Origin of the sequence: Silvimonas iriomotensis (assembly GCF_014645535.1) — a bacterium.
In the GTDB taxonomy this organism is placed as follows: domain Bacteria; phylum Pseudomonadota; class Gammaproteobacteria; order Burkholderiales; family Chitinibacteraceae; genus Silvimonas; species Silvimonas iriomotensis.
This window is the reverse complement of record NZ_BMLX01000002.1, coordinates 419,424-437,792: the sequence shown is the minus strand read 5'-3', so window position 1 is coordinate 437,792 and position 18,369 is coordinate 419,424. Positions and strand designations below refer to the sequence as shown.

Annotated in this window: 18 protein-coding genes; 10 read left to right on the top strand and 8 right to left on the bottom strand. The window is 60.6% G+C overall.

The genetic code is table 11. The annotated features are described in order from the left end of the window. Positions 1 to 5 precede the first annotated feature (5 nt). The 3 genes from bioD (at position 6) to IEX57_RS08530 (ending at position 2,102) form a co-directional block, all read left to right on the top strand. Positions 6 to 677, top strand: a complete 672-nt coding sequence (bioD, locus tag IEX57_RS08540; protein WP_229708924.1) for a dethiobiotin synthase — start codon at positions 6 to 8, stop codon at positions 675 to 677. 114 nt (positions 678 to 791) lie between these two features. After that, positions 792 to 1,325 (top strand): SCO family protein, encoded by a 534-nt coding sequence (locus IEX57_RS08535; RefSeq protein ID WP_229708979.1) that lies wholly within the window; start codon positions 792 to 794, stop codon positions 1,323 to 1,325. 6 nt (positions 1,326 to 1,331) lie between these two features. Next, positions 1,332 to 2,102 (top strand): flagellar brake protein, encoded by a 771-nt coding sequence (locus tag IEX57_RS08530; protein WP_188703851.1) that lies wholly within the window; start codon positions 1,332 to 1,334, stop codon positions 2,100 to 2,102. A 76-nt stretch (positions 2,103 to 2,178) separates the two neighbouring features. On the opposite strand, the gene adhP is transcribed toward IEX57_RS08530, so the two are convergent. Next, entirely contained in the window at positions 2,179 to 3,201 is a 1,023-nt protein-coding gene (adhP, locus tag IEX57_RS08525) for an alcohol dehydrogenase AdhP (RefSeq protein WP_188703850.1), read from the bottom strand. A gap of 148 nt (positions 3,202 to 3,349) precedes the next feature. Continuing rightward, complete coding sequence (locus tag IEX57_RS08520; RefSeq protein WP_188703849.1) at positions 3,350 to 4,255, bottom strand: NAD-dependent epimerase/dehydratase family protein; 906 nt, start codon at positions 4,253 to 4,255, stop codon at positions 3,350 to 3,352. Positions 4,256 to 4,310: 55 nt separating this feature from the next. Here IEX57_RS08520 and IEX57_RS08515 point away from each other — a divergent pair, with 55 nt between their 5' ends. Beyond that, positions 4,311 to 5,345, top strand: a complete 1,035-nt coding sequence (locus IEX57_RS08515; RefSeq protein ID WP_188703848.1) for a CDP-6-deoxy-delta-3,4-glucoseen reductase — start codon at positions 4,311 to 4,313, stop codon at positions 5,343 to 5,345. Positions 5,346 to 5,493: 148 nt separating this feature from the next. On the opposite strand, the gene IEX57_RS08510 is transcribed toward IEX57_RS08515, so the two are convergent. Next, positions 5,494 to 6,492 carry a phytanoyl-CoA dioxygenase family protein gene (locus IEX57_RS08510; RefSeq protein ID WP_188703847.1) on the bottom strand — a complete coding sequence of 333 codons (999 nt, stop codon included), beginning with the start codon at positions 6,490 to 6,492 and terminating at the stop codon, positions 5,494 to 5,496. Between the two features lie 114 nt (positions 6,493 to 6,606). Here IEX57_RS08510 and IEX57_RS08505 point away from each other — a divergent pair, with 114 nt between their 5' ends. Continuing rightward, positions 6,607 to 7,464: a helix-turn-helix domain-containing protein gene (locus IEX57_RS08505; protein ID WP_188703846.1), complete on the top strand. Its 858-nt coding sequence runs from the start codon at positions 6,607 to 6,609 to the stop codon at positions 7,462 to 7,464. Positions 7,465 to 7,566: 102 nt separating this feature from the next. Here IEX57_RS08505 and IEX57_RS08500 read toward each other — a convergent pair whose 3' ends face one another. Further along, positions 7,567 to 8,625, bottom strand: a complete 1,059-nt coding sequence (locus IEX57_RS08500) for a porin (protein ID WP_188703845.1) — start codon at positions 8,623 to 8,625, stop codon at positions 7,567 to 7,569. Between the two features lie 209 nt (positions 8,626 to 8,834). Here IEX57_RS08500 and IEX57_RS08495 point away from each other — a divergent pair, with 209 nt between their 5' ends. Together IEX57_RS08495 and IEX57_RS08490 are read left to right on the top strand one after the other, a co-directional pair. Further along, on the top strand, positions 8,835 to 9,605 hold the full coding sequence (locus tag IEX57_RS08495) for a ParA family protein (RefSeq protein WP_188703844.1): 771 nt from the start codon (positions 8,835 to 8,837) through the stop codon (positions 9,603 to 9,605). Positions 9,606 to 9,651: 46 nt separating this feature from the next. After that, positions 9,652 to 10,566: a response regulator gene (locus IEX57_RS08490; RefSeq protein WP_188703843.1), complete on the top strand. Its 915-nt coding sequence runs from the start codon at positions 9,652 to 9,654 to the stop codon at positions 10,564 to 10,566. On the opposite strand, the gene IEX57_RS08485 is transcribed toward IEX57_RS08490, so the two are convergent. Both IEX57_RS08485 and IEX57_RS08480 read right to left on the bottom strand, forming a co-directional pair. Then, on the bottom strand, positions 10,563 to 11,408 hold the full coding sequence (locus tag IEX57_RS08485) for an MOSC domain-containing protein (protein ID WP_188703842.1): 846 nt from the start codon (positions 11,406 to 11,408) through the stop codon (positions 10,563 to 10,565). The genes IEX57_RS08490 and IEX57_RS08485 overlap by 4 nt on opposite strands. Continuing rightward, positions 11,398 to 13,677 carry a DNA internalization-related competence protein ComEC/Rec2 gene (locus IEX57_RS08480; protein WP_188703841.1) on the bottom strand — a complete coding sequence of 760 codons (2,280 nt, stop codon included), beginning with the start codon at positions 13,675 to 13,677 and terminating at the stop codon, positions 11,398 to 11,400. The genes IEX57_RS08485 and IEX57_RS08480 overlap by 11 nt, the downstream gene beginning before the upstream one ends. Positions 13,678 to 13,806: 129 nt before the next feature. Here IEX57_RS08480 and IEX57_RS08475 point away from each other — a divergent pair, with 129 nt between their 5' ends. Both IEX57_RS08475 and IEX57_RS08470 read left to right on the top strand, forming a co-directional pair. Beyond that, complete coding sequence (locus tag IEX57_RS08475; RefSeq protein WP_188703840.1) at positions 13,807 to 14,985, top strand: UbiH/UbiF family hydroxylase; 1,179 nt, start codon at positions 13,807 to 13,809, stop codon at positions 14,983 to 14,985. 9 nt (positions 14,986 to 14,994) lie between these two features. Further along, complete coding sequence (locus IEX57_RS08470; protein ID WP_188703839.1) at positions 14,995 to 15,747, top strand: DsbC family protein; 753 nt, start codon at positions 14,995 to 14,997, stop codon at positions 15,745 to 15,747. Positions 15,748 to 15,817: 70 nt separating this feature from the next. On the opposite strand, the gene IEX57_RS08465 is transcribed toward IEX57_RS08470, so the two are convergent. Together IEX57_RS08465 and IEX57_RS08460 are read right to left on the bottom strand one after the other, a co-directional pair. After that, complete coding sequence (locus IEX57_RS08465) at positions 15,818 to 16,753, bottom strand: TraB/GumN family protein (protein WP_188703838.1); 936 nt, start codon at positions 16,751 to 16,753, stop codon at positions 15,818 to 15,820. A gap of 175 nt (positions 16,754 to 16,928) precedes the next feature. Then, positions 16,929 to 17,441: a TIGR00645 family protein gene (locus tag IEX57_RS08460; RefSeq protein WP_188703837.1), complete on the bottom strand. Its 513-nt coding sequence runs from the start codon at positions 17,439 to 17,441 to the stop codon at positions 16,929 to 16,931. Between the two features lie 103 nt (positions 17,442 to 17,544). On the opposite strand from IEX57_RS08460, the gene IEX57_RS08455 reads away from it, so the two are divergent. Continuing rightward, complete coding sequence (locus IEX57_RS08455; RefSeq protein ID WP_188703836.1) at positions 17,545 to 18,363, top strand: alpha/beta hydrolase; 819 nt, start codon at positions 17,545 to 17,547, stop codon at positions 18,361 to 18,363. The last annotated feature ends 6 nt before the right edge of the window (positions 18,364 to 18,369 follow it).

Genomic DNA, 18,369 nt, shown 5'->3' with positions numbered 1-18,369 from the left:
TTTTTGTGACTGGCACGGATACCGAAGTCGGTAAAACCGTCGCCACGTGCCAGTTGCTGCGTGCGTTTGCGGCACGCGGGCTGGCCAGCGTCGGTATGAAGCCGGTCGCGTCAGGTTGTGAATTGAAAACCGGTGCGGATGGCCAGCAATATGTATGGAATGCTGACGTGGCAGGGCATGCTGAAGCCTCGTCGCTGAAGGCTGATCCGCAACTGGTAAACCCATACCGCTTCATGCCACCGATCGCGCCGCATCTGGCTGCGCGCGAGGTCGGCGTAGAGGTCTCGCTGGCGCTGCTGGAAGCGCGTTGCCGGCAATTGCAGCAACAGGCAGATGTCGTGCTGGTGGAAGGCGCGGGCGGTTGGTTTGCCCCGCTGAACGACGAGGCCTTTATGGCTGATCTGGCTGCTACGCTGGGCTTTCCGGTCATTCTGGTGGTGGGGATGCGCCTTGGCTGCATCAACCATGCCCTGCTGACAGCACAGGCAATCCGGGCCCGCGGCCTGGTGCTGGCCGGCTGGGTGGCCAACCGGGTTGACCCGGCCATGGCGCGCTATGAAGAGAACCTGGCGACGCTGCAAAACACCCTTGCTGCCCCCTTGATCGGGCAGATCGCGCATCACCCTCAAGCAGAAAAAGGCAGCTTGCCAGCCGAAGCTGTTGCTTTTCTAGTCTGAATACTTGTGTCAGGGTTGCGGCTGGCGCACACTGGCGAACGAAACTGACCGGACCGATCCATGAACCTGTTTGTGAAAGGGCTGCAACGTTGGCTGTGCCTGGTTTTGCTGGCCGTGCTGTGCGCTGGATGTTCTAAAGTGGCATTTGAAGGCACCGATATAACGGGGGCCAACTTTGGCGGCGATTTCACGCTGGTCGATCACCATGGCAAGGCGCGACGCCTGGCAGACTTCCAGGGCAAGGTCGTGGCGTTGTTCTTTGGCTACACACATTGTCCGGATGTTTGCCCTTTGACCATGGCAGAATACGCAGCTGTCATGAAAAATCTGGGTAACAAGGCGGCAGACGTCCAGGTTCTGTTTGTTTCGCTTGATCCAGAGCGCGACACGCCGGATTTGCTGGCACAATACGTGCCCGCGTTTAACCCGACATTTATTGGCCTGACGGGGACGTCGCAGCAGGTGGCTGCGGTGGCCAGTCAGTACAAAGTGATTTACCAGAAGCAGGGCGCGGGAGCCAACTACACGCTGGACCATAGCGCGGGCAGCTTTCTGCTGGATAAAAAAGGGCGCCTGCGGGTGCTGGAAAATTATGGTGCATCGCCAGCTGTGCTGACGAAAGACATCACTACCCTGATTGAGGAATAAGCTTGCATGAGCGAGCCTGAGAACCACCAGGAACGGCAGACGCCCATCGCAGATGGCGAAGACGTCTCTCCGTTTCTGTTGAGTAACCCGCTGGAAATTGGCGCTGTCATGCGCCAGTTGGTGCAGCGCGGTGACTTTGTGACCGTGTACTTTTCGCACGGCCAGAAACTGATGTTGTCCCGTATTCTTTCGGTGGATGTGCCCAAGCGCGAAATCGTGCTGGATGTCGGTGGCCATGAGCCGACCAATGAAGCGCTGGCTGCATCTGACCGTAATATCGTCGTGGCGCTGCCTGATGGCGTGAAAATCCAGTTTGTGATCGGCCGCCCCAAGCTGATCAAGTACGAAGGCTCGCCGGCCTTTGCCGTGCCGTTCCCGCAAGATTTGATCAAACTGCAGCGCCGCGAGTTCTTCCGCATCGAAACGCCGCTGGTACGCCCCTGGTTGTGCAACACCGTGCTGGCTGATCGCCAGCGCGCCATGCTGGAAATCCATGATATTTCGCTGGGTGGTGTGGGCCTGTGGGCCACGCCGCCGCAGGCTGCGCAATTGCAGGCGGGCGAACAACTGGCCAAGGCCGAACTGGAGCTGGGTCAGTGGGGGGCCATGCCGGTCGCGCTGGAAGTACGCTCGCGTCGTGTCATGACCAACCGCACCGGGCAGGAAGTCCACCACATTGGTTGCCGCTTTCTGAACCTGAACCGTCAGGCCGAAGCCACGCTGCAAAAGCTGCTGGCGCAGCTGGAACGCGAACGCAAGGCGCTGGTTGGCCGTTAAGCCTGGCCGCGCCCCAATAAAAAAGCCCCGTTGCCGGGGCTTTTTTATTGGCTGGATACCCAGTCCGGCGTGATGGCTAGATTGCCAGAACCACGCGGCCGAGCAGTTCACCGGCCAGCATCTTGTCGAAGATGGCGTTGATGTCGTCCAGCTTTGCCTTGCTGTAATGCACCTTGATCTTGCCATCGGCCGCAAATTGCAGCGCTTCCCGCAAGTCTTCACGGGTGCCGACAATGGACCCGCGCACGGTAATGCGCTTGAGGACCACGTCAAAGATCGGTGTTTCAAAGGTGCCAGGTGGCAAACCCACCAGAGAGATGGTGCCGCCACGGCGCAAGAGATCAATCCCTTGCTTGAACGCCGCAGGCGAAACCGCCGTCACCAGCGCGCCATGCACGCCGCCGGTATCTTTCTGCACTTTGGCGACCATGTCCTTGTCGGCGTAGTCATAAGCCAGATCGGCGCCCAGTTCTTTGGCCAGCGCCAGTTTTTCAGCGCCATGGTCAATGGCCACTACCTTGTAGCCCATGGCTTTGGCGTATTGCACTGCCACGTGGCCCAGACCGCCAATGCCGGAGATCGCCACCCAGTCGCCCGGTTTGGCGTCGGTTTCTTTCAGGCCCTTGTAGGTGGTGACGCCCGCGCACAGGATCGGCGCGACGTCGTACGGGTCCAGCCCTTCGGGGATTTCAGCCACATAATCGGCCGGCGCCAGCATGTATTCGGCAAAGCCGCCGTTGACCGAGTAACCCGTGTTGGTCTGTGTCTCGCACAGGGTTTCCCAACCGGTGACGCAATAGCTGCAGCAGCCGCATGCTTCATGCAGCCACGGCGAACCGACAATATCGCCTTTCTTGATACGGGTGACGCCCGGGCCGACCTCGACCACCTCGCCCACGCCTTCATGACCGGGGATAAATGGCGGAGTGGGTTTGACTGGCCAGTCGCCATGGGCGGCATGCAAGTCGGTATGGCAAACCCCGCAGGCGATCACACGGATCAAGACCTGGCCGGGGCCGGGGGAGGGGATTTCTACCTGGGTAATCTGGAGTGGTTTCTGGAATTCACGAACCACTGCTGCACGTGCGGACACAGACATTTGTGACTCCTTGCCTGGATGTTGGAAGGAACATGGCTGGCGCCGGTTGGGCGCTGGCTGTATGTGAGCAGGTTAAGGCGCGCTTCGAGAGGTTTCGTTGACCTGAAGCAATTTTTTCCAGGTTGCTTGGGGGTTTCGTAAATATGAATCAAAAAAGAGAAGCAAAAAAACTGGCCGTAGTTGGCCAGCGCAGACGCACCCGCAGTTCTTGCTTGAGACGTTCATTACGCAAGCGCCGGGATTCGTCCAGATAAGACAATATCGCCGGAGAAAGTTGCACCTGCGCCTGTTCACGCGTGATGCGGGCGGGGCGGGGCAGTTTGCTGGCGTCTGCGACTTCATCAAACCAGTCACCCATGCGTGAGGGGGCGTCATCCACCACGTTGTAAGTCCGTAGCGGCCGGCCCCGGAACAACGCCAGGCAGATGGCGTGAGCCAGGTCATCAGCGTGGATATGGTTGGACCAGCTGTCTTCTTCAGGCCGGATGACCGGGTCGCCGCGTTCGATGCGGGCGGTGGGCAGACGGCCCGCCGCATAAATGCCCGGGGCGCGCAAAATGGCCAGGGGCCGGCCAGTGTGGCATGCCCAGGCGCGCAGTTGCAGCTCTGCATCGGCACGGCGGCGCGCGCGGGCGCTATCCGGGTGTGCGCCACTGGATTCATCCAGCCAGCGCCCGTCCGCATTGCCGTACACGCCCGTGGTGCTGATATAGACGGCGGGGCGGGATGGCTGTGCTAAAATCGCTGACTTGCCCTGTCGCGGCACGTTTTTTTGCAATGCACTCAGCAACTTGCGCGTGCGCAGATCGGTCTCACCCTGGGTAGACGGCGGCACGCTGTGAATGAGCGCTGCCTGTAACCCCGAGAGGCGCGAAAGCGTTGCGGGGTGATCAAGGTCTGCCATGATCGGCACGGCGCCCATGGCGCGCAATCGGGCCGCTTGATCGGCCCGGCGACAGAGCACGTAGACCCTGAAACGTTGTAACAACCATGGCAAGGCGCGGGAAACCACATCACCGCAGCCCGCGATCAGCAGCCGTGGTTTGGCGCGCATGCGCGAACGAGTCTTGTTAACTGGCAACACTTGATTGATCTGGAATGATTTGACGATGTCCAAGCAACTTACCATCCTGCCCTCTGGCCAGCAAATTGCCCTGCAAGAAGGGCAAACCATCCTGGATGCCGCCATTGGTGCGGGCTTTAGCATGCCGTACGGCTGCAAGAATGGCGCCTGCGGTGCGTGCAAGGGTCAGGTGGTGCAAGGGCAGGTTGAATACCCGGATGGTTATGCCGAATCTGCGCTGACGCATATGGAGCGTGAGCGTGGCCTGGCGCTGTATTGCTGCGCGGTGCCAACGGGCGATATCACGGTTGAATGCCGTGAGGTTTCTGCCACCAAGGATATCCAGATCAAGACGCTGCCGTGCCGTGTGCAGAAGATCGAGAAAGTCTCGCACGATGTGGCGGTGCTCTCGTTCAAGTTGCCGACGACGGAGCGCCTGCAGTTCCTGGCCGGCCAGTATATTGATCTGCATACCAACGGCGGCAAAAAGCGCAGTTTCTCGATTGCCAACGCGCCGCACGATGACGAATACCTGCAATTGCATATTCGCTGCATGCCCGGTGGCGAGTTCGCCAGCTATGTCTGGAACGAAATGAAAGAGCGCGAAATCATGCGCTTTACCGGCCCGCTGGGCTCGTTCTTTCTGCGTGAAGACAGCGAAAAGCCGATCATTTTCGTTGCTACCGGCACCGGTTTTGCCCCGATCAAGGGCATTCTGGAGCACGCCTTCAACAAGGGGATTGATCGCCAGATGATTCTGTACTGGGGCGCGCGCAGCCAGCGTGACCTGTATATGCCGGAACTGCCGCAGCAGTGGGCCAAGGATCACCCTAACTTCAAGTACATTCCGGTGCTCTCTGAACCGGCGCCGGAAGACAACTGGACTGGCCGGACCGGTTTTGTGCATGAATCGGTGCTGGAGGACTTTGGCAGCATGGCCAGCTGGCAGGTGTACGCGTGTGGCGCACCGGTGATGGTTGAGGCAGCCTACAAGAACTTTGTGGCGCGCGGCCTGCCGGAAGACGAGTTTTTCTCTGACGCGTTCTTCAGTTCCAAAGACACGTCCAAACCGGCGGCCTGAGCAAGCGGCTGCTTGCGGGTTTGATTCAAAAAGCCACCCTTTGCGGTGGCTTTTTTGTTGGGCGCGCCGGCTGAAACGTGCCCGAAAAAAAGCCCCGCAAAGACGCAGGGCTGAAGGGCAAGTTTGCCTTGAGACGAAAGAGCGGTGATCAGCCGGGCAAGGTGGCGGGGTCGACCGCCTGGCCTGCATCTGCCCAGCGGCGCAGCCCGAGTACCTTTTCGCCCAGCGCGGTCAGATCCGCGCGCGGATAGCGGGTTTGTTCCCAGTTGCGCGGATCGCCCGGGAAAGCGTAGCCACGGGCCGGCTCGCGGCGATACCAGCTGCCAACGCGCCAGTCACGCAGTTCTGCATTGGCCTCGTCGGCCGGCGTGAACGAGATGTACTGCGCCAGCCGCACCTTGTTGGTCGAGGTGTTCGGGCGGATGCCATGGGCCAGCAAGCTGTTGAAGATCAGCAGATCGCCCGCCTGCATGGGGATGAACTGCACCGGCCATGGTACGTCGGCCAGATCGGGCTGCCACGGGTTGCGGTCTGCCGGCGCGGTTTTGCGCCATTCGGCGAAATGCTCAAATAATTCTGGAATGCACTGAAAGCCGCCGCCTTCCGGGGTGGTGTCAGACAGCGCCAGGACGCCCTGCACGTTCACCGGGAGCGGGTCCAGCGTGGTGTCGGCATCCCAGTGGATAAAGCCGCCAAACTTGCGCGTGCCCTGATTGGGCGGGTTCAGGTTGGCGCGATCAATCGTTACCCACAGGTCTTCCCGGTCCCAGATATCAACAAACGCATCGTAGATGCGCTGGTTCTGGCGGTTATCCCACATGGTCTGGTTCTGATAGGCCTCGACCATGCCAGAGCCGTTCAGTTCTTTCATTTCATGATCACGCAACTGCGGTTTGGTCCAGTTGGCCGGGTCTTGCGGCGTCAGTTCCTGGAACTCCCACAAGAAGTCGGTCGTGCGCTGGACGGCCTCGGGCGACACCGCATTCTTGACGATGACATAACCATAACGTTGCCAGTGGGCAAAGTCGGCTTCGGACAACACGCGCAGCGGCAGTGCTTTTTTCAGGTCACGCAGTTGCACTTGATCAAGGTAGGCAACCGAGGGGTTGCCGGGGCGGTTGTCGCCGTATTGGTAGCGCTCGTTCATGTTGGTCTCCGGGGTGGATGCGCAGATTCTGCGCTGCCATCTGGCGACCGTTTATGCTTGATGCAGCTCAAATTGATACTATTGTGACGTTTGATTGTGCATTGCGGGTGAGTTGTGAAACCTCAGCGTGAACATGTGACCGTCCCGGACGGTGCCTCCTGGGCTTTGCTCTGGCGGGAGCTACCCAATCTGCCGTTTGAATGGCATTACCACCCCGAGTTTGAATTGACGCTGACCGTCAATGCGGCGGGGCAGCGCTATATTGGCGATCATCTGGGCGATTTTGCCGATGGCGATCTGGTGCTGGTGGGCCCCAACCTGCCGCATACCTGGTCGGCCCAGTGCGCGCTGGATGAAAGCCGGCCGGTGCTGGCCGTCGTGGTGTGGTTCAGCCGGGATTGGGTAGATCGTCTGGTGGCCGGCCTGCCGGAGCTGGCGCCGATACGCAGACTGGCCGATCAAGCCGGCCGGGCACTGCAGTTTTCCGCCGCCGTCACGGCGCGCGTGCGGCCGCGGCTGATGCAAATGGACGCACTGGATGCCGCCCGCCGCTTGCCGTTATTGCTGGATATCCTGCTGGAACTGGCGCGTGATGTCGGGGCGCAGCCCTTGTCTGCCGCCGCGGCCACGCTGGACTCGCAAGCAAGCCGGGATCGTCTGGGCAAAGTGCTGGATCTGATGCATCAGCGTTTTGCCGAGCCCTTGACGGTAGAGGAACTGGCCGCGCGCGTGGCGCTTTCCGTTGGCGCGTTTCACCGTTTTTTCAAGCGGCACACCGGCAAGACGGTGACGGCCTATCTGACGCAGTTAAGAGTAGGGCACGCCTGCCAGCTCTTGATCCAGAGTGACAAGCCGATCGGGATGGTGGCGGAGGCTGCGGGGTATCGTAATCTGGCGCACTTTAACCGGCAGTTTCTGGCAGCCAAAGGCGTGACGCCACGGTTGTTTCGCCAGCAATATCGCGCGCCTTGATGATGGCGTGACTGGTTTGCGGGCACGAAAAAGCCGGACCCGAAGGTCCGGCTTTTTAACACTCGGCCAGAGAGAGGCTGGCCAGACTGTTGCCTGGGTTGATTAGAACCAGGTCTTCAGGCCAGTCATCACGCGGTAGCTGTTTTCACCAGCAGCGGCAGTGGTGTCGTTACCGTAGTACATCACGTCGTCAGCAGCGCTGTACGAAGCGTTGTCGCCGTTCTTCACGTAACGGGCGTCAACGTAGGCCAGGCTGTGCTTGGACAGGCTGTAGTTGTAACGAGCGTCAACAGCTTGAGCGCCGCTGTCATTCTGGCTGGCACCGTTCAGCTTGGCGTCACGCAGGTTGATGTAGCTCAGATACACGCCGTGCTTGCCTTGCTCGTAGGAGCCTTGGGCGATCCACATGTCTTGCTTGACGTCGTCACCAGCGTTGCTGGCTTCAGCGCGCTTGAAGCCGCCCTTCAGGCCAAAGCCGTTGTCGAACTTGTAGTTCGCGCCGGCGTACCAGTTCTTGCTGTCGATGCCATCGGCAAATACCGGCTGGCCAGACACGTCTTCGCTGGTCACGTTGTTACGATGCTGGTAGGTACCATCGATACCCAGACCTTGCCACTTGTAGTTGGCGGTCAGGTCGTAGCCCTTGCTGCCCTGGCGGCTTTGGTCTTCCAGGAAGTAAGCAGCGGAAGCGTTGAAGCCGTACAGGCTCGGCATGTCATAGCGCAGAACGTTTTTGGCGTAGTTGCTTTGAGCAAAGCCGTAGTCGCGGGCAAACCATTCGGCACCGGTGTCACCGTACAGGCGGTCCAGCGCGTCGTAGGTCGGGCTCAGCATGTTACCGGCACGGAAAGTACCGTAGTCACCAGTCAGACCGATGTAGGCTTGACGGTTACCCCAGTTGGCAGTGCCGCCTTGAGTGCGGTTGCCCGGCTGGTTCTGGATTTCTTGTTCAACACGCCAGATCACCTTGCCGCCGGCATCAAGCTTGTCGCTGCCGGACACGCCGATGATGGCGTCGTAGGAAACACCGCCGGACTTGGTATTGCCGGCCTTCATGTAATCAACACCACCCGTGATGCTACCGTCGATGGTCACATCAGCCATGGCGGCACCGGTACCCAGTGCCAGAGCAACTGCCAGCGTTGCATATTTGATTTTCATTTGTATTCTCCTTTGTCTGAATCCACGTCTTGTTTGGCTTGACGGCAATGCCGCAAACTTGGATTGCAGTTTAAGGATCGGGCTTTTCCTACGCCCGTAACTATTTCCAACGGCATAATGTGAATTTTTACGGAATTTTTTTGATCAAAGTGGCTACATATGCGCGTGCTATATTGACCTGGCGCATATACGCATAACGGGATTTCCGCATGGTCCGACGTGTCGTGTTCAACCAGAAAGGCGGCGTGGGCAAGTCGACCATCACCGTCAATCTCGCCGCCGCCGCCGCCCTGGCGGGCCGCTCGGTCCTGGTGGTGGATCTGGATCACCAGGGCAATGCCAGCCGCTATTTGCTGGGTGAAGCCGCCGGCCAGAGTTCACCGACACTGACCCAGTTCTTTGAGCAGACGCTCAATTTCAGTCTTTATTCCAATACCATTGAAGACTTCGTCCACCCCACGCAGTGCCCGGGGCTCTCTGTTTTACCGGCGGGCACCGGGCTGGCTGAACAACAGGCCAAGCTGGAATCGCGCTACAAGATCTTTAAATTGCGCGAATCCTTGCAAGAACTGGGCGCGCGCTTTGATGAAATCTGGCTGGATACCCCGCCAGCGCTCAATTTCTTTACGCTTTCTGCGCTGATTGCGGCAGATCGCTGCCTGATCCCGTTTGATTGCGACGCGTTTTCCCGCGATGCACTGGTCGGTTTGCTTGATCGCGTAGCGGAAATCCGCGCCGATCATAATCCGGCGCTCAAGGTGGAAGGGATTGTGGTGAACCAGTTCCAGCCCCGCGCCACCTTGCCCGCGCGCATGGTGGAAGAACTCAAAGCCCGCGGACTGCCGGTGCTGGAGCCCTTCCTGAACAGTTCCGTGAAGGTGCGCGAATCGCACGAGCGGGCCATGCCGCTGGTGCAAATGGAACCACGCCACAAACTCTCACAGGCATTTAGCAGCCTGTATCAATCACTGGCAAAATGACTCTTTTAGGCGCAACCTGGCCGGCGTGCCAGGGGAAAACACACTCATGAGTGCAGGTATTCTGGATAAAAAGCCGCGTTTGCTGATCGTGGACGACGAGCCGTTCAACCTGGAAATTCTCAGCGAGCATTTGCAGGACGCCGATTACGACGTCGTCACCGCCGATGACGGCGAAGCAGCGTGGGACTTGTTGTCGCGTGACCGGGCGTTTGACGCCATCTTGCTGGACCGCATGATGCCGCGCATGGACGGCATGGCCCTGCTGGCGCGCCTGAAACAGCAGCCGGAACTGATGCAGGTGCCGGTGATCATGCAGACTGCCGTCGGCGCGGCAGAAAACGTGCGCGAAGGCCTGACTGCAGGCGCTTATTACTATCTGATCAAGCCATTCCAGCGCGACATGCTGCTGGCCATTGTCAGTGCGGCAGTCGAGTTCTACCGCGAGAAACGCCAGCTGGAACAACAGCTGGTGGCTCAGGCCGGCAATTATGGTCAGCTGGTCAGCGCGGAGTTCGAGTTCAGTTCGCTGGAAGAAGCCCGCCAGCTCACGCTGGTGTTGTCACACGCGTGCCCGGAGCCGCAACGCGTGGCGCTGGGGTTGTCTGAACTGCTGGTCAACGCCGTCGAGCACGGCAATCTGGGCATCCGCTACGGCGAAAAAACCCGTTTGCTGCAACTGGGGCGCTGGCAGGATGAGGTGGAAGCACGCCTGGCCAACCCGGAGTACGCCAAACGCCGGGTGCGCGTGGCCTTCAGCCGCAGCAAAGAGACCATCACCATTGTCATTACCGATGAAGGCAACGGTTTTGACTGGCGTCCTTTCCTGGAATTCTCGCCCGAGCGGGCGTTTGATCCGCACGGCCGCGGTATTTCCATGGCGCGCATGTTGTCGTTCGATCAGATCGAATATCAGGGCACCGGTAATACCGTGATGGCGCAGGTACGGCTGCCGCCGGGTTAATCCAGAATTTCTACCGGCATGCCGGTTTCAATCTGGCCGGCATTGCGCGCCAGTACGTTCTGGCCGAACTCGGCACCTTCCGGCCCTTTGCGGCGTTTGGCGATGGTGCGCAGCGGTTCCTGGTCGTCTGATTTTTGCGCCGTGTGTGGATCAACCGTGGTGAACACACAGCGGCCACACGGTTTGTCGATCTGGAACACCACATTGCCGATGCGAATGGTCTTCCAGCCATCTTCTGCAAACGCCTCTGCGCCAGAGACCACCAGGTTGGGCCGAAAGCGCGCCATGTCCATGTCACGCCCCACCCATTCATTCAGTTGCAGGCGCGAGGATTCGCCAATCAGCAGCAGCGGGTAGCCGTCGGCAAAAGACAGCGGGATGTCCGGATGCTGTCTTACCCGGCGCTGCGGGTCGCCCGTGTACAGCAAACGCGCCTTGCGGCCCAGGTAGTCGCTGATCCAGGCATCCGCTTCATGCGCGCCGGTCCAGGCGCCAAACTGGTCTTTCCAGACATGGGCATCACAAGCGGCGCTGAACTGGCTGCGCTCAATACTGAGCATGGGCATGCCCGGCGCAGACAGTGTGAGGCTGTGCGCATCGACGTCAGTCTCGATCTTGACCATCTCCGGGTAGTCGCGCCCGGTGATCATCACGCCTTCATCAGAGGTGACCATCCATGCGCGGTCGTCCGGCAGGCCCAGCGGCGTGACTTCGCTCTGGCTCATGGCCAGGCCTTTGACGGACTTGACGGGGTAACGGTAGATCGCACTCAGCACTGGCATGGCAGTCTCGCAAAAGCGGTAATGGAAGGCGTGAAGTGCCAGCTTATCATCACTCTGCATACCAGTAATGCCGGTGTTGTTCGCGCCAGCGGCGGACTGAGAGCTGTGTGCCATCCGTGGTCAGGGTGATGGCGCCGTCACGATCAGTCCGCAAGTCCTGGGCGCCCACGGCGGCATAGCGGGCGACGATCTCCGGGCGCGGGTGACGAAAGCGGTTCAGATAACCGGCAGAGAACACCACCCAGTCTGGCTGCGTGTTTTCAACAAAGGCGGCCGATGATGACGTCAGGCTGCCATGATGCCCCGCGATCACCACATCAAAATGCCCCAGCCAGTTTCGCCCGAGCATGTCGTACTCTTGCGCGGTGCCGACATCGGCCGGGATCAGCAGGCGCTGGTGAGCGGTTTCGATCTCCAGCACGCAGCCCTGGGCATTTTCATCGGGCATGACGGCATCGGGCAGCGGCCACAGCAAGGTGAAGCTCACGCCATCCCAATCCCAGCTCTGGCCGGCCTCACAGGCTTCATCATGGCTGGCCAGACCCCACGCCGGGTGATCTGGCGGCAGCCGGGCCAGCAGATGGTTGACCGGGAGTGCACGCAACAACGCCTCGGCGCTGCCGGAATGATCGTTGTCCTTGTGAGAGACGACCAGCGTATCCAGCCGCTGCACTTGCCGGCTACGCAATACCGGCAGGATGGCGCGGTCAGCCTGGCCTGGCTTGCCGGTATCAAACAGCAGATTGTGGTGGCGGGTTTGCACCAGCACCGACAAGCCCTGGTCCACGTCGATGATGGTGGCGGCGAACTCGCCTGGTGCGATGGCAGGCGCCGGTACGATAAAGAGCGGCGCGGCCATCATCAGCCCCAGCCATCGCCCCGGCAACCCGCGCGGCAACATGAACAGCCACACACCCGCCAGTGCCGGAACGAGTGCCCAGGCGGGCGGCGGGGCGAAGTCCGGAGAAGGTGCATACCGGAGCAGCAAGGCCAGAAACCAGTGGGTTGCCGCAAACAGGCGCTCGGCCCCTTGCCAGAGCCAGCCAGTCGGATCGGCAATGCCGGCCAGAGTGAGTGGCGTGACCAGCATGCCGATCACCGGAATGGCAACGGCATTGGCCAGTGGCGAAACCAGCGGCAAGCGCCCGAACACCACCAGCAAAACCGGCAACGTACCCAGCGTGACCGCCAGTTGGGTACGCACCCAGCCGGTTACACCTTGCGCCGGCCCAACGCGGTTGGCGCCCAGCCACAGCAAGGCGCCTACCGCCAGAAAAGACAGCCAGAAGCCGGCGGCCGTCACCGCGAACGGGTCAGCGATGACCACCGCCAGCAAGGCCAGCATCCAGATCACGCTTTTGCTCATGGGCCGCGCCCACAGCAGGCAAACAACGCCGGTCGCCAGCATCAACACCGCCCGCTGGGCAGGAATCCCCAGCCCGGCCAGCAAGGTATACAGCAGCGCTGCCGCCAGCCCGGACCACAACTGCAGCCGGCGCACATTGCAATGACCCAGCAAGCGCGGCAGCCGCCGGCCGATGATGCCGGTCAGCCAGCCCGTCAGCGCCGCGATCATCGATACATGCAGGCCCGAGATCACGGTCAGATGCGTTGTGCCGGTCCGGGCGAAGTCTTGCCACTGCTCCCGCCCGATACCGCTGCGATCCCCCGTGGCAATGGCCGCGATGACGCCTGTCCAGGGCGCGTCACCCAGCGTGCGCGTAATGCGCTGGACCACGGCCTCCCGCAGGCGGTCAATGCTGGCTTGCCAGGCAAACCCGGGCAGGGCTTGCCCGTTTTTGACCTGGCCGGTTGCGCCAATGCCTTGTTGCAACATCCAGCCCTCGAAATCGAACCCGCCCGGGTTCTGCTGGCCGTGTACGCGCCGGGGCTGCAGGGTGAATTGCCAGCGGGTGCCGGCCGACAGCGCCGGGTGTTCGCCCCACCAGGAGAGCGACAGCCGGCCGGGCAGCGTGGCGTTCTGGCTTAGCACACGGGTGGGCACAAACACAAAACGCACGCCGAATTCACTTGTCTGCGGCAGGCCACGGACATAGCCCTCTGCCACGACCCGGGTTTGTTCCAGCGCAGGATCAAGCCGGTCTGCCATGCGCCAGTGCGCGCGCAGGCTGGCCCAGCCAAAGCCGGTGATCAGCATCACGACAATGATCGCCAGTTGCCGGCGGCGGCCGTGGCAACGCCCTGCCACAAAGCAGCCCAGCAGCAGCAAGGGCAGTGGCGCATAAACGGCGGGCAGCGCCGGTTGCAATTGCAGCAGGCAAACGCCCGCGACAAAGGCCGCCATGGCGCCCAGGTAGGGGATCAGCATGGCGCCACCCTGACAGGCCGGCCTGCTGCTGGCGATGGTGTCCGCAAACTTGCTTGTGCTGCATCAAGCGCGGGTCAGGATGTATTCCTGGTATCCCGGTGTATCGGGGCATCTGCTACACTCGGCCCCATGAAATTTCATGATGCAGATGTCCTGATCGTTGGCGGTGGCCTGGTGGGTTGTGCCCTGGCTTGCGCGCTCAAGGACACGCCCTTGCAGGTCACCCTGGTTGATAGCCATCCCCCCGCCCAAAGCTGGGATGCCGCGACCTGGGATAGCCGTATCTACGCCATCAGCCCGGCCAGCCGGCGTTTTCTGACGCAGATTGGCGCGTGGCAGCGCATGGATGCCAGCCGCTTGCAATCAGTGGGGCAGATGCGCATTGCCGGGGATGATGGTCGCGCAGAACTGGCTTTTACCGCCGTCGAAGCCGGTTCGGACGAACTGGCGCGGATTGTGGAATCCCGTGAATTGCAGCGTGCCCTGTGGCAAGCGGCGGCAGATTCGGCCAATGTCACGCTGGTGGCACCGGCGCAGCCATCTGCTTTGCATGATGAGGCGGACGGCGGCAAGTTGCTGGCGCTGGCACACGGGCCGCGTCTGTCGGCACGGCTGGTGGTGGGCGCCGATGGCGTGCAATCGTGGGTGCGTACGCAAGCCGGTATCGAAGAAAAAACCACCCCGTATCACCAGTGGGGCGTAGTGGCCAATTTCGAATGCGAGAAACCGCATCTGGCCACCGCCAGCCAGTGGTTCTTTGAAGACGGCGTGCTGGCGTTTTTGCCACTGGCCGGACAGCGGATGTCCATGGTCTGGTCATGCGGCGAGCTGCGCAAGAACGCGCTGCTCGGGCTTTCTGCCGAGGCGCTGTGCCAGGAAGTGGCCCGCGCCGGACAGCACCGGCTGGGCGAACTCAAGATCATTTCGCCGGCGGCGGCTTTTCCACTGCGGCTGATGCAGGTGGCCGATCTGGTCAAACCGGGCCTGGCGCTGATTGGCGATGCCGCTCATGCGGTGCATCCGCTCGCCGGGCAGGGCGTGAACCTGGGATTTGGCGATGCCATGGAACTGGCGCGTATTCTGGTGGCCGAACCGGCAAGCCGTTGTGGTGATTACCTGGTGCTGCGCCGATATGAACGGGCCCGGCGCGAAAATGTGTTGCTGATGCAGGGCGTCACGCACGGCCTGCAAAAGCTTTTCAACAACGCCAATCCGGTGCTGCGCGTGCTGCGTAATACCGGGCTTGGACTGACTGACCAATGGGCATGGCTGAAGCATAAGCTGATCCAGCATGCCATGAACGCTTAAAGGTAAAGCATGAAGTTACCCCGTATCGTCCGTATGCTGGCTATCAGCGGCCTGTTGACGCTGGTGGCATGCAGCGCGGAAGCCGAAACCCCCAATGCCAAACAGTTGCACGACAAGCTGCAGCAACTGTTGCCCGGTCGTGAAATTACCAGCGTGACGCCTTCGCCCATGAAAGGCGTGTACGAGGTGGTCGTCGGCGGTCACCAGATTCTGTATACCGATGCCAAGGGCGATTATGTCCTGCTGGGCGAAATGATCGACATGAAAAACAAGGTCAGCCTGACGCAGGCGCGCGCGGCAGAACTGTCGCGCACTGACTTTGCCAAGCTGCCGTTTGATCAGTCGTTCAAGGAAGTGCGTGGCGACGGTAGCCGCAAGCTGGCCGTGTTCTCTGATCCGGATTGTCCGTTCTGCAAACGCCTGGAAAGCGAAAGCCTGGCCGGCGTGACCAACGTGACCATTTACACCTTCCTGTTCCCGCTCAATATCCACCAGGATGCAGAGCGCAAGTCCAGACTGCTGTGGTGCGCCACAGACCGCGACGCAGCCTGGCGTGACTGGATGGATCACGGCAAGCTGCCGGACAACAAGGGCGATTGCGATAACCCGATCGAGCGTAACCTGGCGCTGGGCGAAAAGCTGGGCATTACCGGCACGCCGGCGCTGGTGTTTGCCAACGGCCGCATCGTCTCTGGCGCCATCCCGAAAGAACAACTGGAACCGTTGCTGGCCAAGGGTGGCCCGGATCAATCCATGCAGTAAGTGGCGGGTTTCACGCACAAAAAAAGCAGCCGGAAGGCTGCTTTTTTTGTGGGACATCCGGCTGGATGATTTATTTGGTGCTGGCCGGCGCCGCATCGTAAATCGGCGCCAGGGTGTAGCCGGCTTTCTTGAGCAGGGCCACCAGACCTTGCGGGCCTGGCAGGTGCATGGCGCCGACGGCGATAAAGGCGTTGCCCTTGGCCAGCGGCGCTTGCAGGCGTTCGGCAAAACGGACATTGCGATCTGTCAGCAGATCCTTGCGTGCCCAGGTGCGGAACCAGGCCTGGTCGGCGCTGGACATGTTCGGATCATCTTGCGATGACACATCCATGATGCGGGTCAGATCGCGCGCGACGTAGGCATCAATGATCTGACGCGTCTGCATGGCGTATTCGTCCGGGTGATCCAGCATGCTGTAGAGCATGGCGCGCTGTTTGTCTTCGGGCATGTTCTGGAACAGCGACAACTGCTCCTGAATGGTTTCAAGCCCGTTGTAGTTCTTGCCGCCTTCCACCGACATCTTGGCCAGCAGCAAATCCAGCGGCAACTGGCCGGGCTGCTTTTTGGGTTCCATCATCAGCATGGCTGCCGCCCAGATATACAAACGGCGGGTGGCCACTTCCGGGTATTCGCGGGCGTTCAGTTCCGGTAGCAGTTTCTGGTAATGCGCGTCGTCGATATGGGCCGACAACAGATCACCTTCCGGCCGCAGCACGGCGCGGGCCATATCCATCATCATGTTCAGATCGATGCGGATTTCGGTGTAAACCTGATCGGACGAATCAAACGCCTTTTGCACCGGGGCAGACAGCGTGGTCACGCGCGGGTCTGCCACGTGCGCGGTGCCAAACAGCCAGGATGATGGCGCACCAGGTTTGTCGATGCGCCAGAAAATGGCGTGCGGGAACGTCTGGGCTTTATCGGATGCGGCTTGCGCCACTTGGGGCAAAAAGGCAGCCAGAGTCAGCGCCGCGGCGACAAGCCGCAGGCAAAGGCGGGCGAGCATGGTGGTTTCCTCTTCCTCGGAACGGGACTAACTGGTTCTAATTGATGTTTTGCGGACCGGCTTTATGGTGCCGGTTTATCCGTGAGGGCCCAGTATAACGAAAGTCCCCACGCTGCTGGCAGGGTGGGGATGGCTGGAGCCAGCTTGCGGGCATATTTGCAACCGCAAGCCGGTGTCAGTGTTGCTTGCCCCCGGCCGCAATGCGATCCATCACCGCAAACAGCACGCCAGAGATCACAAAGGTCACGTGAATGGCAACCAGCCAGCCCAGCTTCTGGCTATCCATCGAATCGATGTTCACAAAGGCTTTCAAGAGGTCGATGGCAGAGATGGCGACGATGGAGCCAATCAACTTCAGTTTCAGATCGGCGTAGCTGACCTTGCCCATCCAGTAGGGTTTGTCTTCCGAGTCATGCGCCACTTCCATCCGTGAGATAAAGTTCTCGTAGCCGCTGAACATGACAATCAGCAAGAGGTTGGCAACAAGGGTGACATCAACCATCGACAAAATGCCGATGATCACGTTGCCATCGCCCGTCAGCAGCGTCTGGCCCAGCGCCCACAACTCCTTGAGCATCTTGATGAACAAGGCGAACAGGCCAGCAACCAGGGCCAGATAGAATGGCGCCAGCAGCCAGCGGCTGTAAAAAATGGTTTTCTCCAGTGCGGTTTCAAGTCGCGAATGCATCGTTGACCTTTTATGATGTAAATCAGGACGGGTATTCATGCCCGGCACATGCAGACCGGCAAAACTGCCGCCAGTTCCCCAAAAAAGTTGCGTAAGGCAAACAATGAGTTCCCGCCGTCATCTGGAAATCCTGCATTCCCCGCCGACCACGCCGCAGGCAGGCATGCCGCCGCTGGTTTTTGTACATGGGGCCTATGTGGGCGCCTGGTGCTGGCAAGATCATTTCCTGCCCTGGTTTTCTGATCTGGGCTATGACTGTTACGCCCTGAGTCTGTCTGGCCACGCTGGCAGTGGCGGGCGCGAGAAACTCGATCACTTTGGCCTTGGCGAGTTTTTGTCTGATATTGCCCGCGTCGCCGCGCCTTTGCGCCAGCCGCCGGTGATCATCGGCCACTCGCTGGGCGGCTATCTGGCCCAGCGCTACGCCCGCAAGCATGAGGTCGCCGGGCTGGCGCTGCTGGGCAGTGTTGCGCCCTGGGGCCTGATGAATTCGCTGGGACACATGATGGTGTCCTCGCCGCATTTGTTGCTGGGGCTGAACCAGTTCCAGTGGCATACCGGCGCCATGGATATCGATCTGGGCGTGCTCAAGCAGTTGCTGTTCTCGCACGAGACCCCACGCGTGGGCCTGACTGCCTTTGCGGCGCGCGTGCAGCCAGAATCCGCCCTGGCGCTGGCTGAACTGATGATGCCGCAGCCGTGGCTTTCCTGGGGAATGCCGGATGTGCCGGTGCTGGTCATCGGGGCAGGGGAGGATCGCATCATTCCGGCAGGGGATGTCCGCGCCACCGCACGCGCCTGGGGTGTCGAGCCAGAGTTTCTGCCCGGCCTTGGTCACGCCATGATGTGCGATACCTTGTGGGAACACGTGGCACTGCGGCTGCACGCCTGGCTGCGCCAGCAATACGGCGCGCGCAGCTAACGGTTG